16 protein-coding genes are annotated in these 20,658 nt (G+C 43.1%); 15 read left to right on the plus strand and 1 reads right to left on the minus strand.

Annotation, left to right across the window (positions count from 1 at the left end; translation table 11 throughout):
- Positions 1-176: 176 nt before the first annotated feature.
- The 3 genes from BBH88_RS03770 (at position 177) to BBH88_RS03780 (ending at position 4,013) form a co-directional block, all read left to right on the plus strand.
- The gene (locus BBH88_RS03770) at positions 177-1,019 is read left to right on the plus strand and encodes an aldo/keto reductase (protein WP_065537245.1); all 843 of its coding nucleotides are present in this window, start codon (positions 177-179) and stop codon (positions 1,017-1,019) included.
- A gap of 927 nt (positions 1,020-1,946) precedes the next feature.
- Entirely contained in the window at positions 1,947-2,996 is a 1,050-nt protein-coding gene (locus BBH88_RS03775) for a 2,3-butanediol dehydrogenase (RefSeq protein WP_065537244.1), read from the plus strand.
- A 519-nt stretch (positions 2,997-3,515) separates the two neighbouring features.
- Positions 3,516-4,013, plus strand: coding sequence for a TspO/MBR family protein (locus BBH88_RS03780; RefSeq protein WP_065537243.1), 498 nt, complete (start codon positions 3,516-3,518; stop codon positions 4,011-4,013).
- Between the two features lie 531 nt (positions 4,014-4,544).
- On the opposite strand, the gene BBH88_RS03785 is transcribed toward BBH88_RS03780, so the two are convergent.
- Positions 4,545-5,501 carry a calcium/sodium antiporter gene (locus BBH88_RS03785; RefSeq protein ID WP_065537242.1) on the minus strand — a complete coding sequence of 319 codons (957 nt, stop codon included), beginning with the start codon at positions 5,499-5,501 and terminating at the stop codon, positions 4,545-4,547.
- Between the two features lie 493 nt (positions 5,502-5,994).
- Between BBH88_RS03785 and BBH88_RS03790 the strand changes: the two genes are divergently transcribed.
- The 12 genes from BBH88_RS03790 (at position 5,995) to BBH88_RS03845 (ending at position 20,655) form a co-directional block, all read left to right on the plus strand.
- Positions 5,995-8,070, plus strand: coding sequence for a phospholipase D family protein (locus BBH88_RS03790; RefSeq protein WP_065537241.1), 2,076 nt, complete (start codon positions 5,995-5,997; stop codon positions 8,068-8,070).
- Positions 8,071-8,102: 32 nt separating this feature from the next.
- Entirely contained in the window at positions 8,103-8,312 is a 210-nt protein-coding gene (locus BBH88_RS03795; RefSeq protein WP_006830657.1) for a hypothetical protein, read from the plus strand.
- A gap of 55 nt (positions 8,313-8,367) precedes the next feature.
- Positions 8,368-9,000, plus strand: a complete 633-nt coding sequence (locus BBH88_RS03800; RefSeq protein ID WP_065537240.1) for a hypothetical protein — start codon at positions 8,368-8,370, stop codon at positions 8,998-9,000.
- Positions 9,001-9,193: 193 nt separating this feature from the next.
- Positions 9,194-9,946, plus strand: coding sequence for a hypothetical protein (locus BBH88_RS03805; RefSeq protein ID WP_065537239.1), 753 nt, complete (start codon positions 9,194-9,196; stop codon positions 9,944-9,946).
- 150 nt (positions 9,947-10,096) lie between these two features.
- A complete protein-coding gene (locus tag BBH88_RS03810) occupies positions 10,097-10,897 on the plus strand; it encodes an ABC transporter ATP-binding protein (RefSeq protein WP_006830660.1) in 801 nt (266 codons plus the stop codon).
- Positions 10,890-12,548: a hypothetical protein gene (locus BBH88_RS03815; RefSeq protein ID WP_006830661.1), complete on the plus strand. Its 1,659-nt coding sequence runs from the start codon at positions 10,890-10,892 to the stop codon at positions 12,546-12,548. Before BBH88_RS03810 ends, BBH88_RS03815 begins: the two co-directional genes overlap by 8 nt.
- A gap of 527 nt (positions 12,549-13,075) precedes the next feature.
- The gene (locus BBH88_RS03820; RefSeq protein WP_065537238.1) at positions 13,076-14,251 is read left to right on the plus strand and encodes a M20 metallopeptidase family protein; all 1,176 of its coding nucleotides are present in this window, start codon (positions 13,076-13,078) and stop codon (positions 14,249-14,251) included.
- 11 nt (positions 14,252-14,262) lie between these two features.
- A complete protein-coding gene (locus BBH88_RS03825; RefSeq protein WP_065537237.1) occupies positions 14,263-15,591 on the plus strand; it encodes an amidohydrolase in 1,329 nt (442 codons plus the stop codon).
- Positions 15,572-16,810, plus strand: a complete 1,239-nt coding sequence (locus BBH88_RS03830) for a M20 family metallo-hydrolase (protein ID WP_065537236.1) — start codon at positions 15,572-15,574, stop codon at positions 16,808-16,810. Before BBH88_RS03825 ends, BBH88_RS03830 begins: the two co-directional genes overlap by 20 nt.
- Positions 16,807-18,126, plus strand: a complete 1,320-nt coding sequence (locus BBH88_RS03835; RefSeq protein ID WP_065537235.1) for a helix-turn-helix domain-containing protein — start codon at positions 16,807-16,809, stop codon at positions 18,124-18,126. The genes BBH88_RS03830 and BBH88_RS03835 overlap by 4 nt, the downstream gene beginning before the upstream one ends.
- Before the next feature lie 15 nt (positions 18,127-18,141).
- On the plus strand, positions 18,142-19,656 hold the full coding sequence (locus BBH88_RS03840; RefSeq protein WP_006830666.1) for an AbgT family transporter: 1,515 nt from the start codon (positions 18,142-18,144) through the stop codon (positions 19,654-19,656).
- A 321-nt stretch (positions 19,657-19,977) separates the two neighbouring features.
- Positions 19,978-20,655, plus strand: a complete 678-nt coding sequence (locus BBH88_RS03845) for a type 1 glutamine amidotransferase domain-containing protein (protein ID WP_006830667.1) — start codon at positions 19,978-19,980, stop codon at positions 20,653-20,655.
- Positions 20,656-20,658 lie beyond the last annotated feature (3 nt).

A 20,658-nucleotide genomic window follows, 5' to 3' on the forward strand; every position in this document is an offset into this window, starting at 1 on the left:
GCTTTAATTGTACACCAATTCTTAATTTTAAATAAAGTCCAGATTTCAACAGGAGTTTCATTCAGAGCCAATTCTGTTTGACTGGAGGTTGCGGCAGAGATTTCAAGGACCGAATAATTTGAGTTTGTGATGATGTAAGAGTAATCTGAAAATAGAAACGAGAGGAGTGGAAGTAGATGGAAGGAGCAATACCAGAAGTAACGTTGAACGACGGAACAAAGTTGCCGGTTACCGGACTCGGTACATATGGACTTTGGGGCAATGCAGGGGCGAACGCAGTCAGCAGTGGGATCAATGCCGGTTACCGTTTGATTGACACGGCGTATAATTACGAGAACGAAGGAGCGGTGGGTGAAGGCATTAAACGCAGTGGTGTTTCACGTGAAGAGCTGTGGGTGACCTCTAAGCTGCCTGGCCGTTACCATACGTACGAAAAAGCGCTAGTTGCGATTCAAGAATCGCTGTACCGTTCGAAGCTGGATTATTTTGATCTGTATTTAATCCACTGGCCGATGCCGAATCAAGACTCCTATGTGGAAGCATGGCAAGCCTTGATTGATGCGAAAAAATGGGGACTCGTCCGGTCGATTGGCGTCAGTAACTTCTTGCCTGAACACTTAGAGCGCATTATTGGAGAGACCGGAGTAACGCCGAGTCTCAATCAAGTTGAATTGCATCCGTTCTTTAATCAGGAACAGCAGCGGAACGTGCACGCGGAACACCATATCCAAACGCAATCGTGGAGCCCGATAGCGAAGGCAAAGGATATTCTATCGAATGACACAATCAACAAAATTGCCGAAGCCCATAACAAGACAATTCCTCAGGTCGTGTTGCGCTGGCAATACCAGATCGGCTCTGTATCAATTCCGCGCTCCACTTCACCGCAGCGGCAGCGAGAAAACCTGGCTATTTTTGATTTCGCTTTAAGCGAAGCTGAAATGACTGCGATCGCAGGATTGACCCGGCCGGATGGCAGACTGTTTGACATGGACCCAGCTACTCATGAAGAATTTTAAGACAAGTATGAGCGGCACACCGGAATCGCTTCAGGGAAAGAAGCGATTCTAAACGATTTTGACTATGCACTACAAAATATAATTTATACATCCGAAGAACTGAAAAGTCAATATTTCGAGCTATGCCATAACCGCTTGACTCCAGAATATAAATTGTTTGTGAATTGAGCCGTTCCCGGCGTAGCAGACTTCCTAATCAGTTTATGGAGCAATTGCTGGCAGTCGGTCCAATTCCCGTTGTTTGGAAATGAACAGGACCGCATTGTAGGAGAAGGCACGATCCTGAACGATTTTGTCTGTACACGATAATTTATACTGCACGCATCGCCGCTCTGAGAGAAACAACTTTTCTCAAGCGGTTTTCTTATTTTTGTGAGTAGTTCTCTAATGTCCGATATGGTTCTAACACGTGTCCGCGCGGGTTCAATTTTATGGCACGACGGGTTCTCGAGCTTGTCCTTCTTCAGTCAAAAAGTGAGTGGGTTCATAAACGATCAAACCCAACTAAAAGGAGATAGGGCATGCCGATTGAAAAAGACTATCACTCCCATGCGAAAAAGAAGAGGTCTTACTGCATATTTATGCAATCAAAAATGTCGCTTGCGAATAAAGATACTCATTTTAGGGATTGGTAGGACTGGATCAGTTTTTTTTTGCAAAATAGAAAATATCCGTGTGTTAAAAACATTTATGGTTGTTTCTAACACACGAAGAGTAAGAAAAAACAAGCAGTGTAGTGCAAGATACACAAGCAGTATTATTGACGATATAAACCGAGAGGAATAAGATGATGTTGCATATATATTTAATTTGTGGCATATGTAAACAAGGTATTTAGTTTAATTTTTTAGGGGTCTACCTTACATGTTCCTATATTATTAACAGCATTCAAGATTACAGAACTCACAACTCAGGAGGAATTTTATTATGAAAGCAGCGGTATGGTATGGAGAAAAAGATATTCGCATCGAAGAACGGGAGTTAAAAGCATTAAAAGACAATGAAGTAACGGTCCGTGTTGCTTGGGCGGGTATTTGCGGCAGCGATTTGCATGAGTATCAAGAAGGGCCGGTTTTTGTCCCTACTGAAAAAGAGGACCAATTAACGGGTCAAGTAGCACCGCTTATCATGGGACACGAATTTGCAGGCATTATTGAAAAAGTAGGGTCACAAGTAACTAAATTCAAAGTGGGAGATCGCGTTGCAATCAATCCTACGTTAACTTTTGGTAACAAACCAGAAGACATTGATCAATACGATGGTTTCAGCTTTATTGGTCTTCACGGAGATGGGGGATTCACTACTTTTGCCAATGCACCCGAATCGAATGTTTACCTTCTTCCAGAAACATTAAGTCTGCAAGAAGGTGCGCTGGTTGAACCAACAGCCGTTGCTGTACAAGCGATTAAAGAAGGCGGACTTCAATTTGGTGATACTACAGCAATATTTGGTGCTGGACCTATTGGTTTAGTGACCGTAATTGCGGCAAAAGCTGCAGGAGCAAGCAAAATCATTGTTTTGGATTTATCAGAAACGCGTCTGGAAAAAGCAAAAGAATTGGGTGCAACGCATGTTGTTAACTCCGGAAAAGAAAATCCCGTAGAAGCAATTCGTGCAATTGTTCCAGAAGGGGTAGATGTATCATTTGAAGTGGCAGGTGTCGCGCCAACATTCACACAGGCAATTGCGTCAACAAAAGCACGTGGAACGATGGTGATTGTGTCTATTTTCGCGAGACCCATCGAATGGAATCCCCTTCAATTGACCAATACCGGTGTGAAAATTACATCTTCTATTGCCTATACACCCACTTCATTCCAACAAACGGTAGACTTGATGGGGACGGGCCAATTAAACCCACAAAGTATTGTCACCTCTCAAATTCAATTAGATGATATTGTGGAAAAAGGGTTTGAGGCTTTAACGAAAGATAAAACACAAGTGAAAATCCTTGTAGAATTAAGCGGTGAAAAGTAAGCATTCAGTGTTCAAAGTTTAACTTCTATAAGTTGAACTAAAGAAACTAGCTTTTAACCAACGCTTCACCTAGCCCTTGGATGCGCCGACGCTTTACTCATAAAAAGATATGGAGCAAATCAGCCGAGACTCCCGAAAGCGGAGCTGATTTGTGAAGTATCAGCAGGCGAAGATCATGAGTTCACCTTATACCATAGCCCTGCACAAGAAATCCGCCTATTCAACTATAGAGCGGATTTCTTTTACGTTAATACTGAAAAAGCTAGAGAGTCATAATTGTTCCAAACATAGAGAGGAATTGGGAACTGCTAGAAAAAGAATGAACAATTCTTTCACGTGTTCATCAGAATTCTATCCATTCTTCACACTAATTCGCAGGCAGTATTATTTTTGGGGAAATCGCGCTCCTGTCCTGAAGGCAATCCCTTCTATGGTTCCCTGGGAGCGCACAAATGGCCGGTACTAGGGTTTTGTTGAGTGATTTTGTAGAAGACAACTGAATTCAGAGGAGGATAATACATGGAGTTCCTGAAAGTGGATGGCAAGATCCAACCTGGTAAACTGGCGTTGAGCATAATGGTGCCAGTTGTCGGTGGCTCATTAGCCGGCGCGTTCGCAAACCGCAACACCCAGGAAGAATACGCTGAATTGAAAAGGCCATCTTTTTCCCCGCCACCTTGGATCTTTCCCTTGGCATGGACCGCTTTATACACTTCCATGGGAGTGGCAAAATACCGAGCAGCGGAAAAAGCCGCGTTGAAAAAAGAAGAAGGGAAAGTACTGCTCCCCTACAATTTGCAATTGGGTCTGAACTTTTTGTGGTCATTCCTGTTCTTCAAATGGGGGCTACGCGGCACTGCGCTTGCGGAAATGGCTTTGCTGCTCGCAACGATAACCTGGACGACGTATGAATTTTACCGGTACGATCAAACAGCTGGCAATCTCATGGTCCCTTACATCGCTTGGGTCATGTTCGCAATGGGCTTGAACAGCTCGATTTGGAAGCTCAATAAATGAACGATACAGCAGTAGCCGGTAGTCGGGAATGTTTGATTCTACTGAAAGGCTAAAATTAAAAACAAACGAAAAGCAGAGCCGCATTTGGACTCTGCTTTTCGTTTGTTTTCATATTTTTTGAAATTGTGACCTTGCATATGCATACAGTCATCTAATAGAACCACTGCGAACAAAAAGTAGAGCCACTCGAGACATGATAGGACCATTCCTACATTTTTAACTCATGAACTATTTCGCAAATCGATGGAGTAGATGAGCATTGCTTAAGCCTGACATTTATTTATGTGAATTTTGGGACCGTTATTTAAGTGAAATGGTATGATAAATGCGCGAAAGAGAGCCACAAGTTCTCTTCGAAACTAGGGTTCTCTGAATTTATTGAAATGGAGAATGCTTAACTGTGACCTTGCATGTTGAAACATCTCCGTCAATCAGTACCTCGTAAGAGTCAGAAAAAATACGATCTAGAATAGTCTTCTTTCAGTTCGATAACTGTACCTGAGCGATCCATAGTTCGTACTTCTATCTTATTTAATTTCTGAAAATAATAAAAATAACGTAAATGATGTAGAGGATTGCTAAAATAGCACCTTCGATTTTTGAAATCTTATACTGGGTTCTTACTAGGATCATTAATAAAATGGTCACAAAGATCATTACCCACACATCTAAAAATATCTTTGAATCAACAGCTAAAGGATGGATAGTTGCTGAAGTTCCTAATATGAAAAAAATATTGAAAATATTACTGCCAATAATATTTCCTAAAGCAATCTCAGTCTGTTTCTTTAAGGCTGCGGTTATAGAAGTGACTAACTCAGGAAGTGAAGTACCGACAGCAACTATTGTCAAGCCGACTAAGGTCTCACTCATTCCAAGTGAAAGAGCAATCTGAATGCTGTTTTCTACAACGAGATTCCCTCCGAAAATAATGGCAGCAAGTCCTCCGATAGTAAGTATTGCATTTTTCATCTTGGGCGTGTTCTCGATATCAGTAGGATTCTCTTCTGCTTGCGCCCGATTGTTCCTTGCCATCTCAAAGACATAGTAAAGAAAAATTGCAAAGAAAAGTAGCAGAAGAATGCCTTCAGTTCGTGTGATCATATTGGTATTTGAAGATTGGAGTTGAATATCGCTAATTAAAACTAGCAATGAAACTGCGCCCAACAAGGCGAATGGAATTTCTTTTCTTATTGTATCGCTCTGAACAATCAAAGGAAAAACTAATGCTGTAACTCCTAAAATGAAAGTTATATTAAAGATGTTGCTTCCAACTACATTTCCGATAGCTACATCACTGTTTCCTTCAAAGGCAGCAATAAAACTCACTGATGCTTCCGGTGCACTCGTACCAAAGGCTACAATAGTTAAGCCAATCAATAATGGTGAAACCCTCAAACTCTGTGCTATTTTTGAGGCTCCTTCGACAAAATAATCAGCTCCCTTAATCAAAAGAGCAAATCCTACTAACAATAATAGATAAGTCATGAGTTGTTCACTTCCTTCATGCATTTTTACAAATGTTCAATACTTTATACATAAAAAAATCGCGCCACTGTATAAGAAGGGGAATCTGAAAAAATCTGATAATATAACACAAATTATACTCTATAGATATATCCACTTGCTACATCTATTTTCGAGAGGGAAGAGCTTTTTTTTATACAGCTGTATAAGTTGTTTTTGAATTATTCCGCTCAGAAGGACTATTTGGAATCTGCTGGTAAGCTAACATTCAAAGTTTTTATCACTTCTTAGAAGATTGCAAGTAAGATCTGCCTTGTAATCTGTAAAGCACAGTATTGCATAAGAGCCTAGAAAAATTCTTCTAGGCTCTTTAAGTTGAAAAGATATTTAAAGTAAACAGAAAATTATGAAATCTGACATGGTAATATGTTACTATTAAAGGGTAATTGTAACTATATTCACATGCTGAAGCAATTGGAGTTTTTTACATTTTCTCTAATAGGAGGTCAAAAAGATGAGGGATCAAAGCCAGTTAGACTTATTTAACGAAGAGAAAGGTGAAATCGAGAAAACGTCTTATTTGAAAGTTGTTCTAAATGGAGAAGTTAAAAAGATGTCGTTGGGTGAGCTCTTTGATGCTGAAGTCTATACGGAGCTAAAAGCCATTTCTTTTGTAGCCTCTCATCATTTCTTCTTCAAGACGACTAAGCGCTTTCAATCTATCCAATTAATTCTGGGCATTGAAGATGGAAATGTGGCTGGGAATTTCACTGAAGGGTTACAAAATTTGTTAGATGTTGAAAACCGTATTAATTATTTTCAATCCTTGCCAAAAGATGTGCAGCAGGAAATACAAAACAATCAGTTTCAAATCCGTTACTCCAAAAAAGGAACTCCCATCCATTCGAAAATCTATTTGCTAAGTGGAACAAAAGGGAATCGTGTGATGATTGGATCGGCAAATTTTACTGAAACGGCTCTAGGGAATCAGAAACAATATGAAGAATTGTTGGTCTTCGATAACCATGAACTATTTGATATTTATCAAAATCGGTTTCAAGATATTTACCAAGAGACGGTTGATTTCATTCCAGAAAAGGTTAAATCAAAAATCTTGCTAGAACCAGTCAATATAGCCGACCCAGAAGTGTTGATGGATATTCTGTTGGATGAAGTAGAGAAGCAACGCATCATGGTCGAATTAACAGAGACGCAAGTTGAAGAAATTCACCAAGCAGCTGACAAAATCGACAGACAAAAAGAAGAAGTGACTCAGTTTAATCAAGTAATTGAAACAATTACACGAGTTAGCCGAAAGTCTGGTAAACGAGAACTATTGCCGATAAAGACCTTAAGAACAAAGACTGTAACGATAAAAAGCAAGTTATCAAAGATGAATAAAAAATCAGCAGAAGCAGATCATCGTCAACAACTCATCTACCACACAGCCTCCGAGAGTCTCTACACGCCAGCTCCTTATACTGAAGGAGAAGAAAAGAACCCACTTATTCAGTTTACTCAAAAGATAAATAACCTTGAATCATTGAAAAAGCAGCTCGAGCTTATCAATAAATTTATTGATTCTTATCATTTATTCACAGTCCAAAACGATCCGAAAGTACAATCAAGAATTGCCGAGGCGATTTTGTATGCCTTTGTTTCTGCTCATATTTGGAAAATGAGAGATCATTATGTTAATGAAGAAGGACGCGAAAATGTTCGCAGACATGTACCGCCTTTTTTGATTATCGCTGGTCGATCAATGTCCGGTAAAACGTCCGCTTTAGAATTTATCAGCATGCTGCTGGGGAATACCAATCCCTATATGTCTTATGAACAAGTAAGTGCAAGAAATATGTTAAATGACTTTTTTCACTCTTCAAATGTGAGTCCTTTGTTAATAGATGAGATCGATGCAAAATTTTTTCGAAGTACAGCAGCAGATAAAGGCGAACGCTTAATAAAAGACATTACGAGTAATCTTTCTGGGCCACATCCTGTGTTGATAGAGACAACAAACGCTACTGGATTTGATGCGAACGCTCAATCCTCGTCTCGCATCTATTATCTTCAAATCAATAACACTTTTCAAAATCAAAAATTAATGGAGTCTAGTACGTACCTCAGCAATTTAATGAATGAGACCAACTCGACTCTTTATAAAGATTTTACTTATCGCATGGGTGAAAAGATCAGGCATGGTGAAGCATTTTATTCAACAGAAGACTTTTTGAGCGGAGCCAGAGAAATTTTTAAGGACTATTACAAAGAATGTGGACTGCCATTGCCTGTTTGGTTTCCAAAAGAGAAATTTAATGATTACCAAGAAAGAGGGCAACGTTTGTGGAGAGAATTATACAAAAGTCATTCGGACTCGTTTGATTTTCGAAAAGAGAATACAGTCCTTGTCCACATTGATAATTTTGCCAGTCAAACCCGACGAGATCGAGATACGCTGGTGAACTACCTGCCGCCAGAATGCATCAATGAAGATAGTTCTGTGTTGTTGCTGAATCAGCAGTTGTTTAAAGGGTATATTGAATATGACAAGTACTTTAAGACGAGTCTATTTAAACGGATTTTTAAATAAGGTAAATGGTTTTTGGAGAAGGAGAGAAATGAATGGCGACTTATAAAGATATTCAAGCTTTTATTAAAACTGAAAACGAATATGCAGCAAAAACATGTTGGATTGCTCACGTGAAGGAGCTGCGAGGATTGAAACCGAGAATTTCTGCAAGAAGAATCTCGCCTGATAAGCGGGTACATCCGTGTCCTGAAAATAAGCAAGCAGATATTAGTGCTGCGTTTAAATACTTTGGGATGGTATGAAACGTATCATAAAATGCTTTAATTGAAGAGTTACTGATTAATTGAGGTGATTAGAGTGACAAAAATTGATGAAACAAAGTTGCGCGAAGAGTATGCCAGACAAGTGCTTCTGAGGATCTATCCCAATAAATACTCAGAAGCTTTTTTAGGAGATCAACCCGATATTCAAAGTAATGACGACAGTATCGGCGTGGAAGTAACAGGAACTATGAAACAAAGAATAAGATATGGAGTGGCACAATTCACAAAGCTATATGGTAAGCATATAAGCGTTCTAACTGTTGAGAAGAAAAAACAATTGGTTAAATATAAAGTGAGAATAAAAGCAGATGATAAAGGGATAATCAAATATGTTTTACCGGCAGAGGTTTGGGGTTCAAGCAATGAAACTAAGGAAGCATTCACCCAAAAAACGCATAAGTTAAACAGTGGTCATTTCAAAATTTTTAAGGAAAACAATCTATTTCTTTTTGCAGAAGGTGAAGAGTCTAATGAAGTTCAAGGATTAATCGATTATATTAAAGAGGCAGAAAATGCCGTGTATAGCTTTGAGTATGTTTACCTCTATACCTATAATGAGCTCTATTCTATATCCACTAAAAATAGCAGCTATGACTTGACATATATGACCGAAGAGCAGAAAGAAGCATTCGAGGAAGAAGCGACGAGAGTAGCAAGCATGTATTGATTACAATCATGCCCTTGTGCTAATACAAAAAAAATATATTTCATACCTGTTTCCACTCGATACATCAACACAGTCTAAGGAGCAGAGTGTCTTTTTATACAGCCGTATAAATTGCGGATGAATGGTTCCGTTCACAGGAACCATTTAGAAGTTAATTCACTCCTAGAAAAGCGAAATGTGAGAGGTGAAAAAAATGAGTCTCAGTGAAACCATAACATTTTTTCTGTTCGGCCTTGCCGTTTTGTTCGTGGTTGCGGTAGCCTGGATTATTTTTAAAAAACGGAAAAAATGGGCAATTGCTTTAACAAGTGTATTGGTTGTTGGGTATATTGGGTATTATGCGTATTACCCTTACTTAAAAGTCAGTATCCATGCAGAGAAGTATGAGCAGGTCAGTGAGTATTTAGTTACCACTTATCCAGACCGGAAATTCATGGTCATTCCTGAGCAGTATGAAGAAGGCGATACAGTCGGCTATTTTGATGTTAATGATGAAGAGACTCCAGATATGGGTGTGAGTTTACACGTCGATAAAAACGGACAAGTCCAGCAAACAGGCAATTGGACAACTGGTGAGTTCCCCACGCAACAAGAGCTATGGCGGGGGCTCGAATTTGGTTACGGAGAAAGTTATACGCTAGACAGAGATAACATCGAGATAACAAAACAAGATGAATGGATTGATGGGGAACTTACCGTGTTTGCACTAACGATAGATGGAATGCCAGCGATAGCGGTTTATGAATACTCAAGAGCTGGTTATGGCTTAATGGATTTGCAGGTAGCAGAAGATGACTTATTCGTTTCAACTAGTGCAGAGGGGCATACGTTCATTTATGTTGATGAACGCTACAAAGAGGAGACAGCAGCCGTTCTAGTAGGAGACGGGGAAACAATTTCTGTAGATGCAGCAGAGCATAAAGGGAAACTTTTTATGTTTGAATAGCTAATGCTGCAGCTAGAATGAAAAAGCAGCTTGTGGTTATATGCTTTGTCATCACACGCTTTTTGTTTTTCCATTAAATCGGTAAAAAATCCCAACTTACACCAATTAGATGATAGAATAAACACATAATTAGGTTAAGGGGGTTTTTAGATGAAGGCAGAAAACGACAAAATTTTATCGATTAAGAATCTAACAATGAACTATGGCAGCAAAAATATATTGAATGGAATCAATCTCGAAGTGACAAAAGGCCAGATCATTGGATACATAGGACCGAACGGAGCGGGCAAGAGCACGACCGTAAAAATCATGCTAGGGCTGATAGATGATTACCAGGGAGAAGTTGTGATTTTCGGACAGGATATTTCTTCAGGCGATCCTTTTTATAAAAGAAGGATTGGTTATGTACCGGAAAATGCGGAAGCATACGATAATCTGACGGCGATGGAGTATCTGGTGTTTACCGGGGAACTTTACGGCATGGACCGGGACGCTACTCAGGCAAAAGCAGAACGGCTGATGCAACAATTCGATTTGCGGGATGTTGGTCATTCCCGACTTTCTTCCTTTTCAAAAGGCATGAAGCAAAAAGTGTTGATCATAGCAAGTCTACTTCATGACCCGGATTTATTGTTTTGGGACGAGCCGCTCAGCGGATTGGACGCTAACAGCATGATGGTTATCCAGGAAATTCTGGCGCAACTGGCAGCTCAAGGGAAAACTATCTTTTATTCATCGCATATTATGGATCTTGTAGAGAAAATCAGCAATCGCATCGTACTTTTGGTGAAAGGGGAAGTAGTGGCAGATGGGACGTTTGAAGAACTGCAGGAAATGAGCCAGGAAGGATCGCTTTCCGGGATTTTCAATCAACTGACCGGCTTTACGGAGCACCGCAGCAAAGCTCAGGATTTTGTGTCAATCGTGCAGGGAGACAAGGAGTATGCGTGAATTTAAATCACTAAAGATTCTTTCAGCATTTAAAAGCATCTTTACAAAACTTGGCGTTGATTATGCTGTTATGGAAAAAATACTGCAAATCAAATTGACGATGGATGAACGGCGTGTGCCGACGATTTTCGGGGATAGTGGCAAAAAGAAAGAAGGAAACCAGTTCTTAAAATCTCTTTGGGTATACGGGCTTTACAGTTTGATCTTAATCCCGTTCTTGCTGCTTGGAGAAAATTACATCTTTCAGATGAGCCTCGTTTTTGGAATCGTTCTTTTTATCTTGATGACTTCCATGATTTCCGATTTTTCAGTGGTCCTGCTGGATGTCCGAGACAAAAACATTCTCCAAACCAAGCCGATCAATAGAAAAACCATTGCCGCAGCGAAAATTGTCCATATCATGATTTATATGGCTTTTGTGGCCGGGGCTTTTACAGCGATTCCCTTCTTGGTAGGATTGTTTAAACACGGCATGATCTTTTCCTTGATTTTCCTGATCGAACTCGTATTGACGATTTTGTTGGTCGTCGTCCTGACGTCCCTACTGTATTTGTTTATCTTACGTTTCTTTGACGGGGAAAAGCTGAAAGACATCATCAATTACGTACAGATTCTGCTGTCTGTCGGAGTAGTGGTAGGCTATCAAGTACTGATCAGATCTTTTGAATTTGTCGACTTAAATATGATCTATTCGTTCAGCTGGTGGCATTTCTTGATTCCGTCTCTCTGGTATGGAGCGCCTTTTGAAGTCTTCCTGACTGGCAATTCTTCCGTTTATTTGTTGGCTTTTACCATGCTGGCAGTACTGGTGCCGATCATTGCTATTTATGGCTATGCAAAACTAATGCCGTCATTTGAACGGAATCTCGAAAAGCTTTTAAATGATACTAAAACCCGCAAACAAAAAAGAAATTGGCCGGATGAAATCGAGGCAAAACTATTTTGCCGTTCCAAAGAAGAACGGACATTTTTCCGTTTTGCTGCGTCAATGATGAAAAAAGAACGGGAATTCAAGTTAAAGGTTTTCCCGGCACTCGGGATGTCGATTTTTTTCCCATTCCTCTTTATCTTCACCTATCCAGCGGAAGGTGGGCTAGAAGAGATTTCAGGGGGCAATATGTTTTTATTTATCTACTTCTGTAATTTCATGATTCCAAGCTTCGTTTACATGCTGAGGTTTTCAGAAGGCTATAAAGGCAGCTGGATTTTTAAAGCGGCACCGATTGAGCAGATTTCCCGTGCTTACAGTGGTGCATTAAAAGCCTTTTTTGTAAAATTGTATCTTCCGGTTTTCATTGTGGTCTCTTTTGTATTTATCTGGATTTTCACGGCGAGAATTCTTCCGGATCTGGCAGCCGTTTTTCTTGGAGGTCTTCTGCAAACCCTGTTTACACATAAAATGGTCAATGAAGATGAATTTCCTTTTTCCACTTCGTTTGAGTTTACTCAAGATGCAGGCGGCGCGAAGATGCTGCTTCTTACACTTATAACAGGTGTTTTCATTGGTGCTCATTTCATCGCCAATCTAAATGATTACGGTATTTACATTTACCTCGTTATTTTGGTAGCGACTTTATTGATTGGTTGGCAATTGATTTTCCCGAGAAATAGGAAGAGAAAATCAAGCCTCGCATTAAGTCGCTTGAACTGAATAAGGAACAAGCTTCGACGAGACTCTAAAAAGTCGGAAATAGCGTACTCTTATCTTAAAAAACACCCCTGTGTAAGAAAAAACTCTAAACAATTCTGATTATACAACATAATTTATACTCCATACACGTAGATACTTGCTACTTCAATATTTGAGAAAGAAGAGCTTCCTTTTATGCAGCCGTATAAATTGTGTTTGAATTGTTCCGTTCACAGGGGCCATTTGGGAACTGCAGGAAATGCGTAATTCTATTAGCCCGGTTAGCTGACTATTTGGAAACACAATCTAGTAACCGTACTCCTTATTCGTTTGACCTTAATTTGATCTTCAAGTCCAATCAGCCAGTAAAAAAATTGTTTGTCAACAGCAACAGAAGCCCGCTATAACAGCGAAGCTTCTTTTTTTATTGTAATTATATTCAGAAAAATCAAAATTAATCTAGCATTCTGCAAGTGAAGTAAGGTACACTTTTTATTAACGGAATGATTATGGTCTATTTCCTTAAATCAGAAAAGTAGGTGACAAGGGTGAAGGAGCAAGCACAAGAATTAGTTGAAGATATCCGCGCATTTCGACGGGATCTTCACGAAAATCCTGAATTGAGCGGCGAAGAAACGGAAACTTCTCGAAAGATACAAGCAAAGCTCGACGAATACGGCATCCATTATTCTACCGGATATGCAAAAACGGGTGTGCTCGGCGTCATTCAAGGGGACAAGCCAGGAAAAACGGTCGGTTTGCGCGCTGATATTGACGCATTGCCGATTTTAGAGAAAGCGGATGTTCCGTTCAAGTCCAAAGTCGATGGAAAAATGCACGCATGCGGCCATGACGCCCATACGGCGATGCTTTTGGGAGTGGGGAAACTGCTCCAAGACCAGAAACAGAATATTACAGGAACGATTTTGCTCATTTTTCAGCCAGCCGAAGAAAATGCACCAACTGGCGGCTCGGAGCAGATGATGGAAGACGGCGTTTTCGACCAATACAAACCGGATGTTTTACTGGCTCAGCACGTCTGGCCGGGTCTTCCGGCTGGGCAAGTCGGCGTCATTGACGGAGCCATTATGGGGAATTCCGACCGTTTCCAAGTAACAATCCACGGAGCGGGGGGGCATGCATCGATGCCTCATCAAACAGTCGATGCGATTATCGTCGCCAATCAAGTAATTTCAGCCATACAGACCATCATCAGCCGTAACGCCAACCCGATGGATTCCGGCGTCATCACCATCGGGAAAATTACAGGGGGCTACCGCTACAATGTCGTGGCGGATACCGTAGTACTCGAAGGGACGATCCGTTCGCTATCGGACGACACGAAGAAACTATTGAAAAAGCGTTTTCATGAAGTCGTCCAAGGGACTGCGGAAATGATGGGCGGTACATGTGAAATCGATTATTCGGACGGGTATCCGGCAACCATCAATACAAAACGCTGGGCTGAGGTGGTCCGGAAGTCGGCCAAGCGTCAATTAGGCGATGAAGGCACACCGGAAGTTATCGGCAGCATGGCAGGAGAAGATTTCGGACGCTTCTTAAAGAAATACGAAGGAGTCTATTACTGGCTCGGGACTTCGGTCGGGGAACATCAAAAACCGCTTCATGACCCCGGCTTTATGATCGACGAACAAGCCTTGTCGATCGGGACAGAACTGATGGCGCAAGCAGCGCTTGATGTGTTAGCGGAATTGAATAAATAGGAGGAACAAAGATGACAGATCCTATTGAACGGTTCATGAAAGAAATTGAGCCGTATCTCATCGAACAAAGACGCGAGCGGCACCGGTATCCTGAAATCGGGTTTACCGAATATGTAACCACTTATGAGTTGAGTGAACAATTAGCAGGAAAAGGATTTTCGCTATTTTATGGAACCGAGCTGTTAACGAGCGAAGAACGGATGGGCGTGCCGAGTGATGAATTCCTCAAGGCAAATGAACTGCGGGCACTCGACAAGGGAGTGCCGCCCGCTTTTCTTGAAAAGATGAAAGGCGGACATACCGGACTTGCCGCCGTACTCGATACGGATCGGCCGGGACCGAATTTCGCTTACCGTTTCGATATCGACGCATTGCCGATTGAAGAGTCGGATGCTGCTGGACATGTGCCGGCACAACAAGCATTTCGCTCGCAAGTAGCAGGAATGATGCATGCATGTGGCCACGACGGTCATGCGGCAATCGGGCTCGGACTGGCTGATTATTTGTCGAAAGAGCAAGACAAGTTATGCGGCAAGTATACGATTTTGTTCCAGCCTGCAGAAGAAGGTGGACGCGGTGCCAAGGCGATTGTGGATAAAGGGTGGTTGGACGATGCCAATTATTTCCTGAGCGGTCATGTCGGAATCCATGATTTGCCGGCAGGGGCAGTCGCTGCGGCCACATCGAGATTCTTGGCCAGCTCCAAAATCAATGCGAAATTCATCGGCAAGTCGGCGCATTCCGGATTAGAACCCAATGAAGGCCGCAACGCGTTGCTCGCTGCCGCATCTGCCACCTTGCATTTGCATAGCATTTCGCGCCATAAAGACGGGGCGACGCGTATCAATGTTGGCACGTTGCATGCAGGAGCGGGGCGCAATATCATTGCAGAAAAAGCGCTTATGGAAATTGAGACACGCGGTGAGACTAACGAATTGGACGCGTATATGCAAGAAAATGCAGAGCGTATTCTGCAGGCGAGTGCAGATTTATACGATGTCGAGCTGGAACTTGAGCATATGGGAAAAGCGATTTCAACATCTGCGGATCTCGAGTTCGCCGGGGTTGTGGAACGGGCGTGTGCATCTTCAAAAAGCCTGAACATCGTCCCGCATTTGGCGATCGGAGCTTCGGAGGATGTCACTTATATGATAGAACGCGTCCGTGAACGCGGAGGAAAAGCGACGTTTATGATTTTTGCCAGCCCATTGCCTGCGGGCCATCATAACCCTAGTTTTGATTATGAAGAACAGGCATTGATGGCCGGTTTGGAAACATTGATACGAACGACTGATTATTTGCTGAAGGGGGACGGTATACGTGCAGAACTGGCTGATTGAGCAATTACAGCGGATGAATATGAGCGATGCATTGGTCAAGCCGGAAGGATTTACGCGGGAAGGCTATACATCGGAAGAAACCAATGCCATTGCGGTCTTTAAAGCGATTGCTGAAGAACTAGGCTTGGCTGTTGCGGAGGACGCGGCAGGAAATATCATCGCGCGCTGGGAAGTTCCAGGCGGTGAAAGTGCGGCGGTGGCTACCGGCTCCCATCTTGACACCGTGCCGAACGGGGGCGCCTTTGACGGCGGAGCGGGTGTCGTGTGTGGTCTCGGAGCAGTCAAGATGCTGAAAGAAGCCGATTTTGAACCGCAGCGGCCGATCGAAGTGATTTGCTTCCGTTCGGAAGAATCATCGCGATTTGGCGTATCAACAATCGGCAGCAAAGCGATGAGCGGGTTATTGGATCCGGCAATCGGTGCACTTGAAGACCAGCATGGCACGACGCTCGCGGAAGCTGTCAACAGCCAGGGCTTTGACTGGCAGAATCTGTCCAAGGCGAAACGTCCGAAAGAACAGCTAAAAAGCTTTGTCGAACTGCACATTGAGCAAGGGATGCATATTATCGAGCATAAAAAAAATTACGGCATCGTCAATGGCGTCGCCTGCCCGATTCGATTGGCGGTGACGTTCAGCGGGAAAGCGGGCCATACTGGAACGACGCCGATGGACCGCAGGCAGGACGCCTTGGCGGCAGCTGCTCCTTTTATTTCATTCGTCCAGGAAACAGCTCTTCAACTGAATGATTCGAATGGGAAGTCGCTGATGGCAACGGTAAGCACATTGACGTCCGCTCCGAATTCGATGAATGTGATTCCGCAAACCGTCACAGCCGGAGTCGATATTCGCAGCGTGGATGATTCCTTGAAAAAGAAAATGGCAGACGCCATACGGTGTGAAGCAGAGCGTATTGAACAAGCGACAGGAGTATCTATTGCTATCGAAGTGTTGGTCGACAACCCATCTGTCCTGCTCGATAGATCGATAGCCCAGGAATTGGCCGATGCCGGCGAACAGGAAGCCTATTTGGTACACCGGATGGATAGCGGCGCAGGGCACGATGTGATGAATATGGCACAAGTATGGCCGAGCGGATTGCTGTTCATCCCCTGCAAGGACGGCTTGAGCCACCATCCGGATGAATATGCAACAGCAGAAGATTTAAAGATGGGCGTCGAGCTACTGGCCCGATTTTTGATGGAGGCCACTACTAAATGACAGAAACAGTTAAAGTCGGGTTGATCGGGCCGAACGACTCGGTCAATGAAACGATGAAAGCGGCAGGCAGTTTGGAAGGCATCAAACTGATTCCGTTCATTTATCAGCATACCGAGGAAACAACAAACATTATCAATGACAATTCAGCGCGTATCGGGCATTGGCTTTTTTCAGGTCCTGCGCCCTATCATTTCGCATTGAAAGAAAAGTTAATCGATGCGGACCATGCGGATTATATCTTGCTGCATGGGTCAAGTCTGCTCGGGACCATGCTGGACGCTATTATGCAAGAAGGGGTGGTGTTGTCGAGCATCAGCGTCGATTCAGTTCCACGCCGGGAAGTGTTAAAGATGCTGAAAGACTTTGATTTGGAAAAAATGAAAATCCATACCGCTCCGGAACTCGGCTATATTCCTGCCGAAGAACTGATCGATTACCACGAGAAACTCTATCGTTCAGGTGAAATACAGGCAGCTCTCACTTGTGTCCATGCCGCGTACACTGGCTTAAAAGAAAGAGGTGTGCCGGTTTACCGGATCAGTGTATCGGAACTGGCAGCGCATCGAGCGATTTCAGTTATTAAAGAAAGAAGCTTAGCTAATCTTTACCGAATGAAGCAATTGGCAATGATTGGTATTGAAATCATTTATCCTAGCCAAGCCCAGCAACACAAATCGCCGTTTAAGATTGAACGTCAGGAACTGGCGATCAACCGGGTGCTCATCGATTTCGCTGAAGAAGTCAAAGGCTCGAAAGTGAGTGTGGGAAATGGTATTTATTTCATCTATACGACGCGAGGAGAGCTAGAGCTATACGGCAAGTTTCACCACTTGAAAGAGTTGCAGGAAGAAATTTTCGTCAATAGCAATATGCACGTCCGCATCGGAGTCGGCTATGGCAGGACGGTCACGGAATCAGAGCAGAACGTCAGGTTGGCACTAGACTATGCCCGAGAAAAAAAGAGCGGTGTTGTCGTCAATATTGACGAAGGCGGAAAAGTGACGGAAATCAATTCACTGGGAGATCGGCTCCACTATAGTCGGCGCAGCAGTGAAGCGAAATGGCAGGAAGCGCTGAAAGACGCCGCAATCAGCCAAACCGTCATCGCGCGGATTGAGTCGCTGTCCCACCGTTATGCGAAAGTAGAAGTGACTGCTCTGGAGTTGTCCCAATGGATGAACAGCACAGAACGCAACGCGCGTAGAATTTTGACAGAACTGGAAAGTGTCGGCGTTGCAGAAGTCTCGGGAGAAGAATCGGGCCGAAGAGGGCGTCCGCGGAAATTATACCGCTTGCTGTTCGGGACGGAAAAATGAAATGGAGGAATGGGAATGACATCTTCGACAGAACAACAAGGCAAAAAAGGATTTTTAAATTTTATTGAAAAATGGGGCAACCGCTTGCCCGATCCATTCTTTATTTTTGTGTATTTAGCTATTTTTGTCGTCTTGCTGTCATGGCTGGTCAGTTCGCTTGGCACCACCGTCGTCCATCCGGGAACCAGTGAGGAACTGGCGATTCGAAGCATCGTCTCGGGAGAAGGGATCCGCTACATTCTGGCAGAGACGATCAATAACTTCACCGGCTTTGCGCCGCTCGGACTCGTGCTCGTCATGATGCTCGGAATCGGTTTGGCTGAACGTGTCGGATTGATGGAAACGGCCATTAAGAAATCGATTCTGAATGCACCGAAATCACTGATCACCTACGCGGTTATCTTTACAGGAATCATGGGCAACTTGGCGTCTGATGCCGCATTTATCTTGGTGCCGCCGCTCGCTGCCATGGTCTTTGTCTCGGTTGGCAGACACCCGCTCGCAGGTCTTGCGGCTGGATTTGCCGGGACAGGCGCCGGATTTACAGCGAACATTCTGATCACTGGAACAGATGCATTGTTGTCTGGGATCTCGACGGAAGCCGCACGAACCATTGATGAGTCGTTTGTGGTGACACCCGTCGATAACTGGTATTTCATGAGCGTATCCGTTATTGTCATGTCGATTGTCGGGGCCATCATCACGGAGAAATTGGTCGAACCACGCCTCGGCAAGTATACAGGCAGGATGGATAAATCGTTCGAACCGGTGACGAAGCGGGAAAACAAAGGGTTATTGAACGCCTTGATCGCGGGTGCCGTATATGTCGGCTTAATCGCATTATTGTTGTTCTTCCCAGGCTCTCCTGTTAGAAATGAAGACGGCGGCATCATTCCGTCACCATTTTTATCCGGCATTGTGCCGATCATTCTATTTTTCTTCATCACTGTTGCTGTGGCCTATGGCATCACAGTCAAAAAAATCACGGAATCAAAAGACATTCCTGCTTATATGGGGGATGCCATCAAAGATATGTCTGGCTACATCGTCCTCATTTTCGCGGCTGCTCAGTTCATCAATTACTTCAATTGGAGCAATCTAGGCATTTGGCTGGCCGTCAACAGTGCAGAATTCCTGACGAGCATTAATATGACAGGGTTGCCGGTTATGGTCGGATTCAGCTTGCTCGCAGCATTATTGAATCTGTTGATTTTCAGTGGCTCTGCACAGTGGGCGTTGATGGCGCCGATCTTCATCCCGATGTTCATGCTGCTTGACTATCATCCGGCTTTTGTCCAGTTGGCGTTCCGCATCGCGGATTCTTCGACGAATATCATTACGCCGCTCAATCCGTATATTTTGATTGTGCTTGCCTTTATGCGAGAATACGATAAAAAAGCGGGACTCGGCACATTGATTTCGTTGATGCTGCCGTACAGCCTCATTTTCTTCGGAGTATGGGTCATCATGATGATCATCTTCGCATTGACCGGGCTTCCAATCGGGCCAGGGATTAGCTTACGCATGTAAATGAAAGAATTCGCCTCTTGTAGTAACAGATTCTGTTTTGAAGTACAAAACTCAAAATAACACCCTGAAAATCGCGTCCCTGGGAAAGAAACAATTCTAAACGATTTTGATTATACACCGCAACTTATAGTTCATTCATGAGTAGGTCTCGAAAATAAACACTTCTAGCTATAACTATTCGAGATTATTCAGGATTATAAATTGTTTGGGAATTGTTCCGCTCCCTGGGAAGCGAAATCTATTGTTCGTTTGTTTAGACGTGAAAACATTCGGGAAAACCTAGTATTAGGATGTTTTATAATCTAGAGGAGGAAACAGAACATGGCAAAAGTATTAGCAGTGCTATCAAGTGGACACAAAGATACAGAAAATAATTACGAAACTGGCTGGTGGGCCGAAGAATTATTTGCACCGATGGAGATATTGGAGAACGCTGGACATCAAATGGATTTAGCTTCACCACTCGGCGGTAAAGCTACACTTGACAAGGTCAGCATCAGCGAAGATTATGACCCCAAAGGCAAATACAAGAAAATGTACGAATCGGGAATAGCAGATAACACAATAGCTCTTTCGGAAGTTAATGCAGAAGACTACGACGTGGTATTCATCGTGGGTGGCCACGGGGCTATGTACGACTTGGCTGAAAGTGAAACGCTACGAGACATTATCAATACCGTTTACGACAACGGAAATATCGTTTCCGCCGTATGCCACGGGCCGGCTCCGTTAGTTTGGACAACACGTCCAGATGGTAAAAGCATCATTGCTGGCTTGGAAGTAACAGGGTATCCGGAAGCGGTTGAACCTGAAGGTCTTCCTGCCATTCTACCATTTAGCTTGGAAGGGAAAATGAGCGAAGTTGCTAATTATACTGCTGAGAAAAAAGTAGTATGGGGCAATGACCAATTGGTAACTGGCCGTGATCCATTCTCTGCCGAAGAATTGGCAGAGGAATTGGTTAAGGCTTTAGATAAAAAGAGCAAACAGGAAAACTGAGTG

It is taken from the genome of Planococcus antarcticus DSM 14505, assembly GCF_001687565.2.
Classification (GTDB): domain Bacteria; phylum Bacillota; class Bacilli; order Bacillales_A; family Planococcaceae; genus Planococcus; species Planococcus antarcticus.

Excerpts from the sequence above, each read along its gene's own strand:
- BBH88_RS03805 (WP_065537239.1), top strand. The coding sequence starts at position 9,194 with ATGAGTCTCAGTGAAACCATAACATTTTTTCTGTTCGGCCTTGCCGTT.
- BBH88_RS03770 (WP_065537245.1), top strand. The coding sequence starts at position 177 with ATGGAAGGAGCAATACCAGAAGTAACGTTGAACGACGGAACAAAGTTG.
- BBH88_RS03835 (WP_065537235.1), top strand. The coding sequence starts at position 16,807 with ATGACAGAAACAGTTAAAGTCGGGTTGATCGGGCCGAACGACTCGGTC.
- BBH88_RS03775 (WP_065537244.1), top strand. The coding sequence starts at position 1,947 with ATGAAAGCAGCGGTATGGTATGGAGAAAAAGATATTCGCATCGAAGAA.
- BBH88_RS03810 (WP_006830660.1), top strand. The coding sequence starts at position 10,097 with ATGAAGGCAGAAAACGACAAAATTTTATCGATTAAGAATCTAACAATG.
- BBH88_RS03845 (WP_006830667.1), top strand. The coding sequence starts at position 19,978 with ATGGCAAAAGTATTAGCAGTGCTATCAAGTGGACACAAAGATACAGAA.
- BBH88_RS03780 (WP_065537243.1), top strand. The coding sequence starts at position 3,516 with ATGGAGTTCCTGAAAGTGGATGGCAAGATCCAACCTGGTAAACTGGCG.
- BBH88_RS03825 (WP_065537237.1), top strand. The coding sequence starts at position 14,263 with ATGACAGATCCTATTGAACGGTTCATGAAAGAAATTGAGCCGTATCTC.
- BBH88_RS03840 (WP_006830666.1), top strand. The coding sequence starts at position 18,142 with ATGACATCTTCGACAGAACAACAAGGCAAAAAAGGATTTTTAAATTTT.
- BBH88_RS03795 (WP_006830657.1), top strand. The coding sequence starts at position 8,103 with ATGGCGACTTATAAAGATATTCAAGCTTTTATTAAAACTGAAAACGAA.
- BBH88_RS03815 (WP_006830661.1), top strand. The coding sequence starts at position 10,890 with ATGCGTGAATTTAAATCACTAAAGATTCTTTCAGCATTTAAAAGCATC.
- BBH88_RS03790 (WP_065537241.1), top strand. The coding sequence starts at position 5,995 with ATGAGGGATCAAAGCCAGTTAGACTTATTTAACGAAGAGAAAGGTGAA.
- BBH88_RS03785 (WP_065537242.1), bottom strand. The coding sequence starts at position 5,501 with ATGACTTATCTATTATTGTTAGTAGGATTTGCTCTTTTGATTAAGGGA.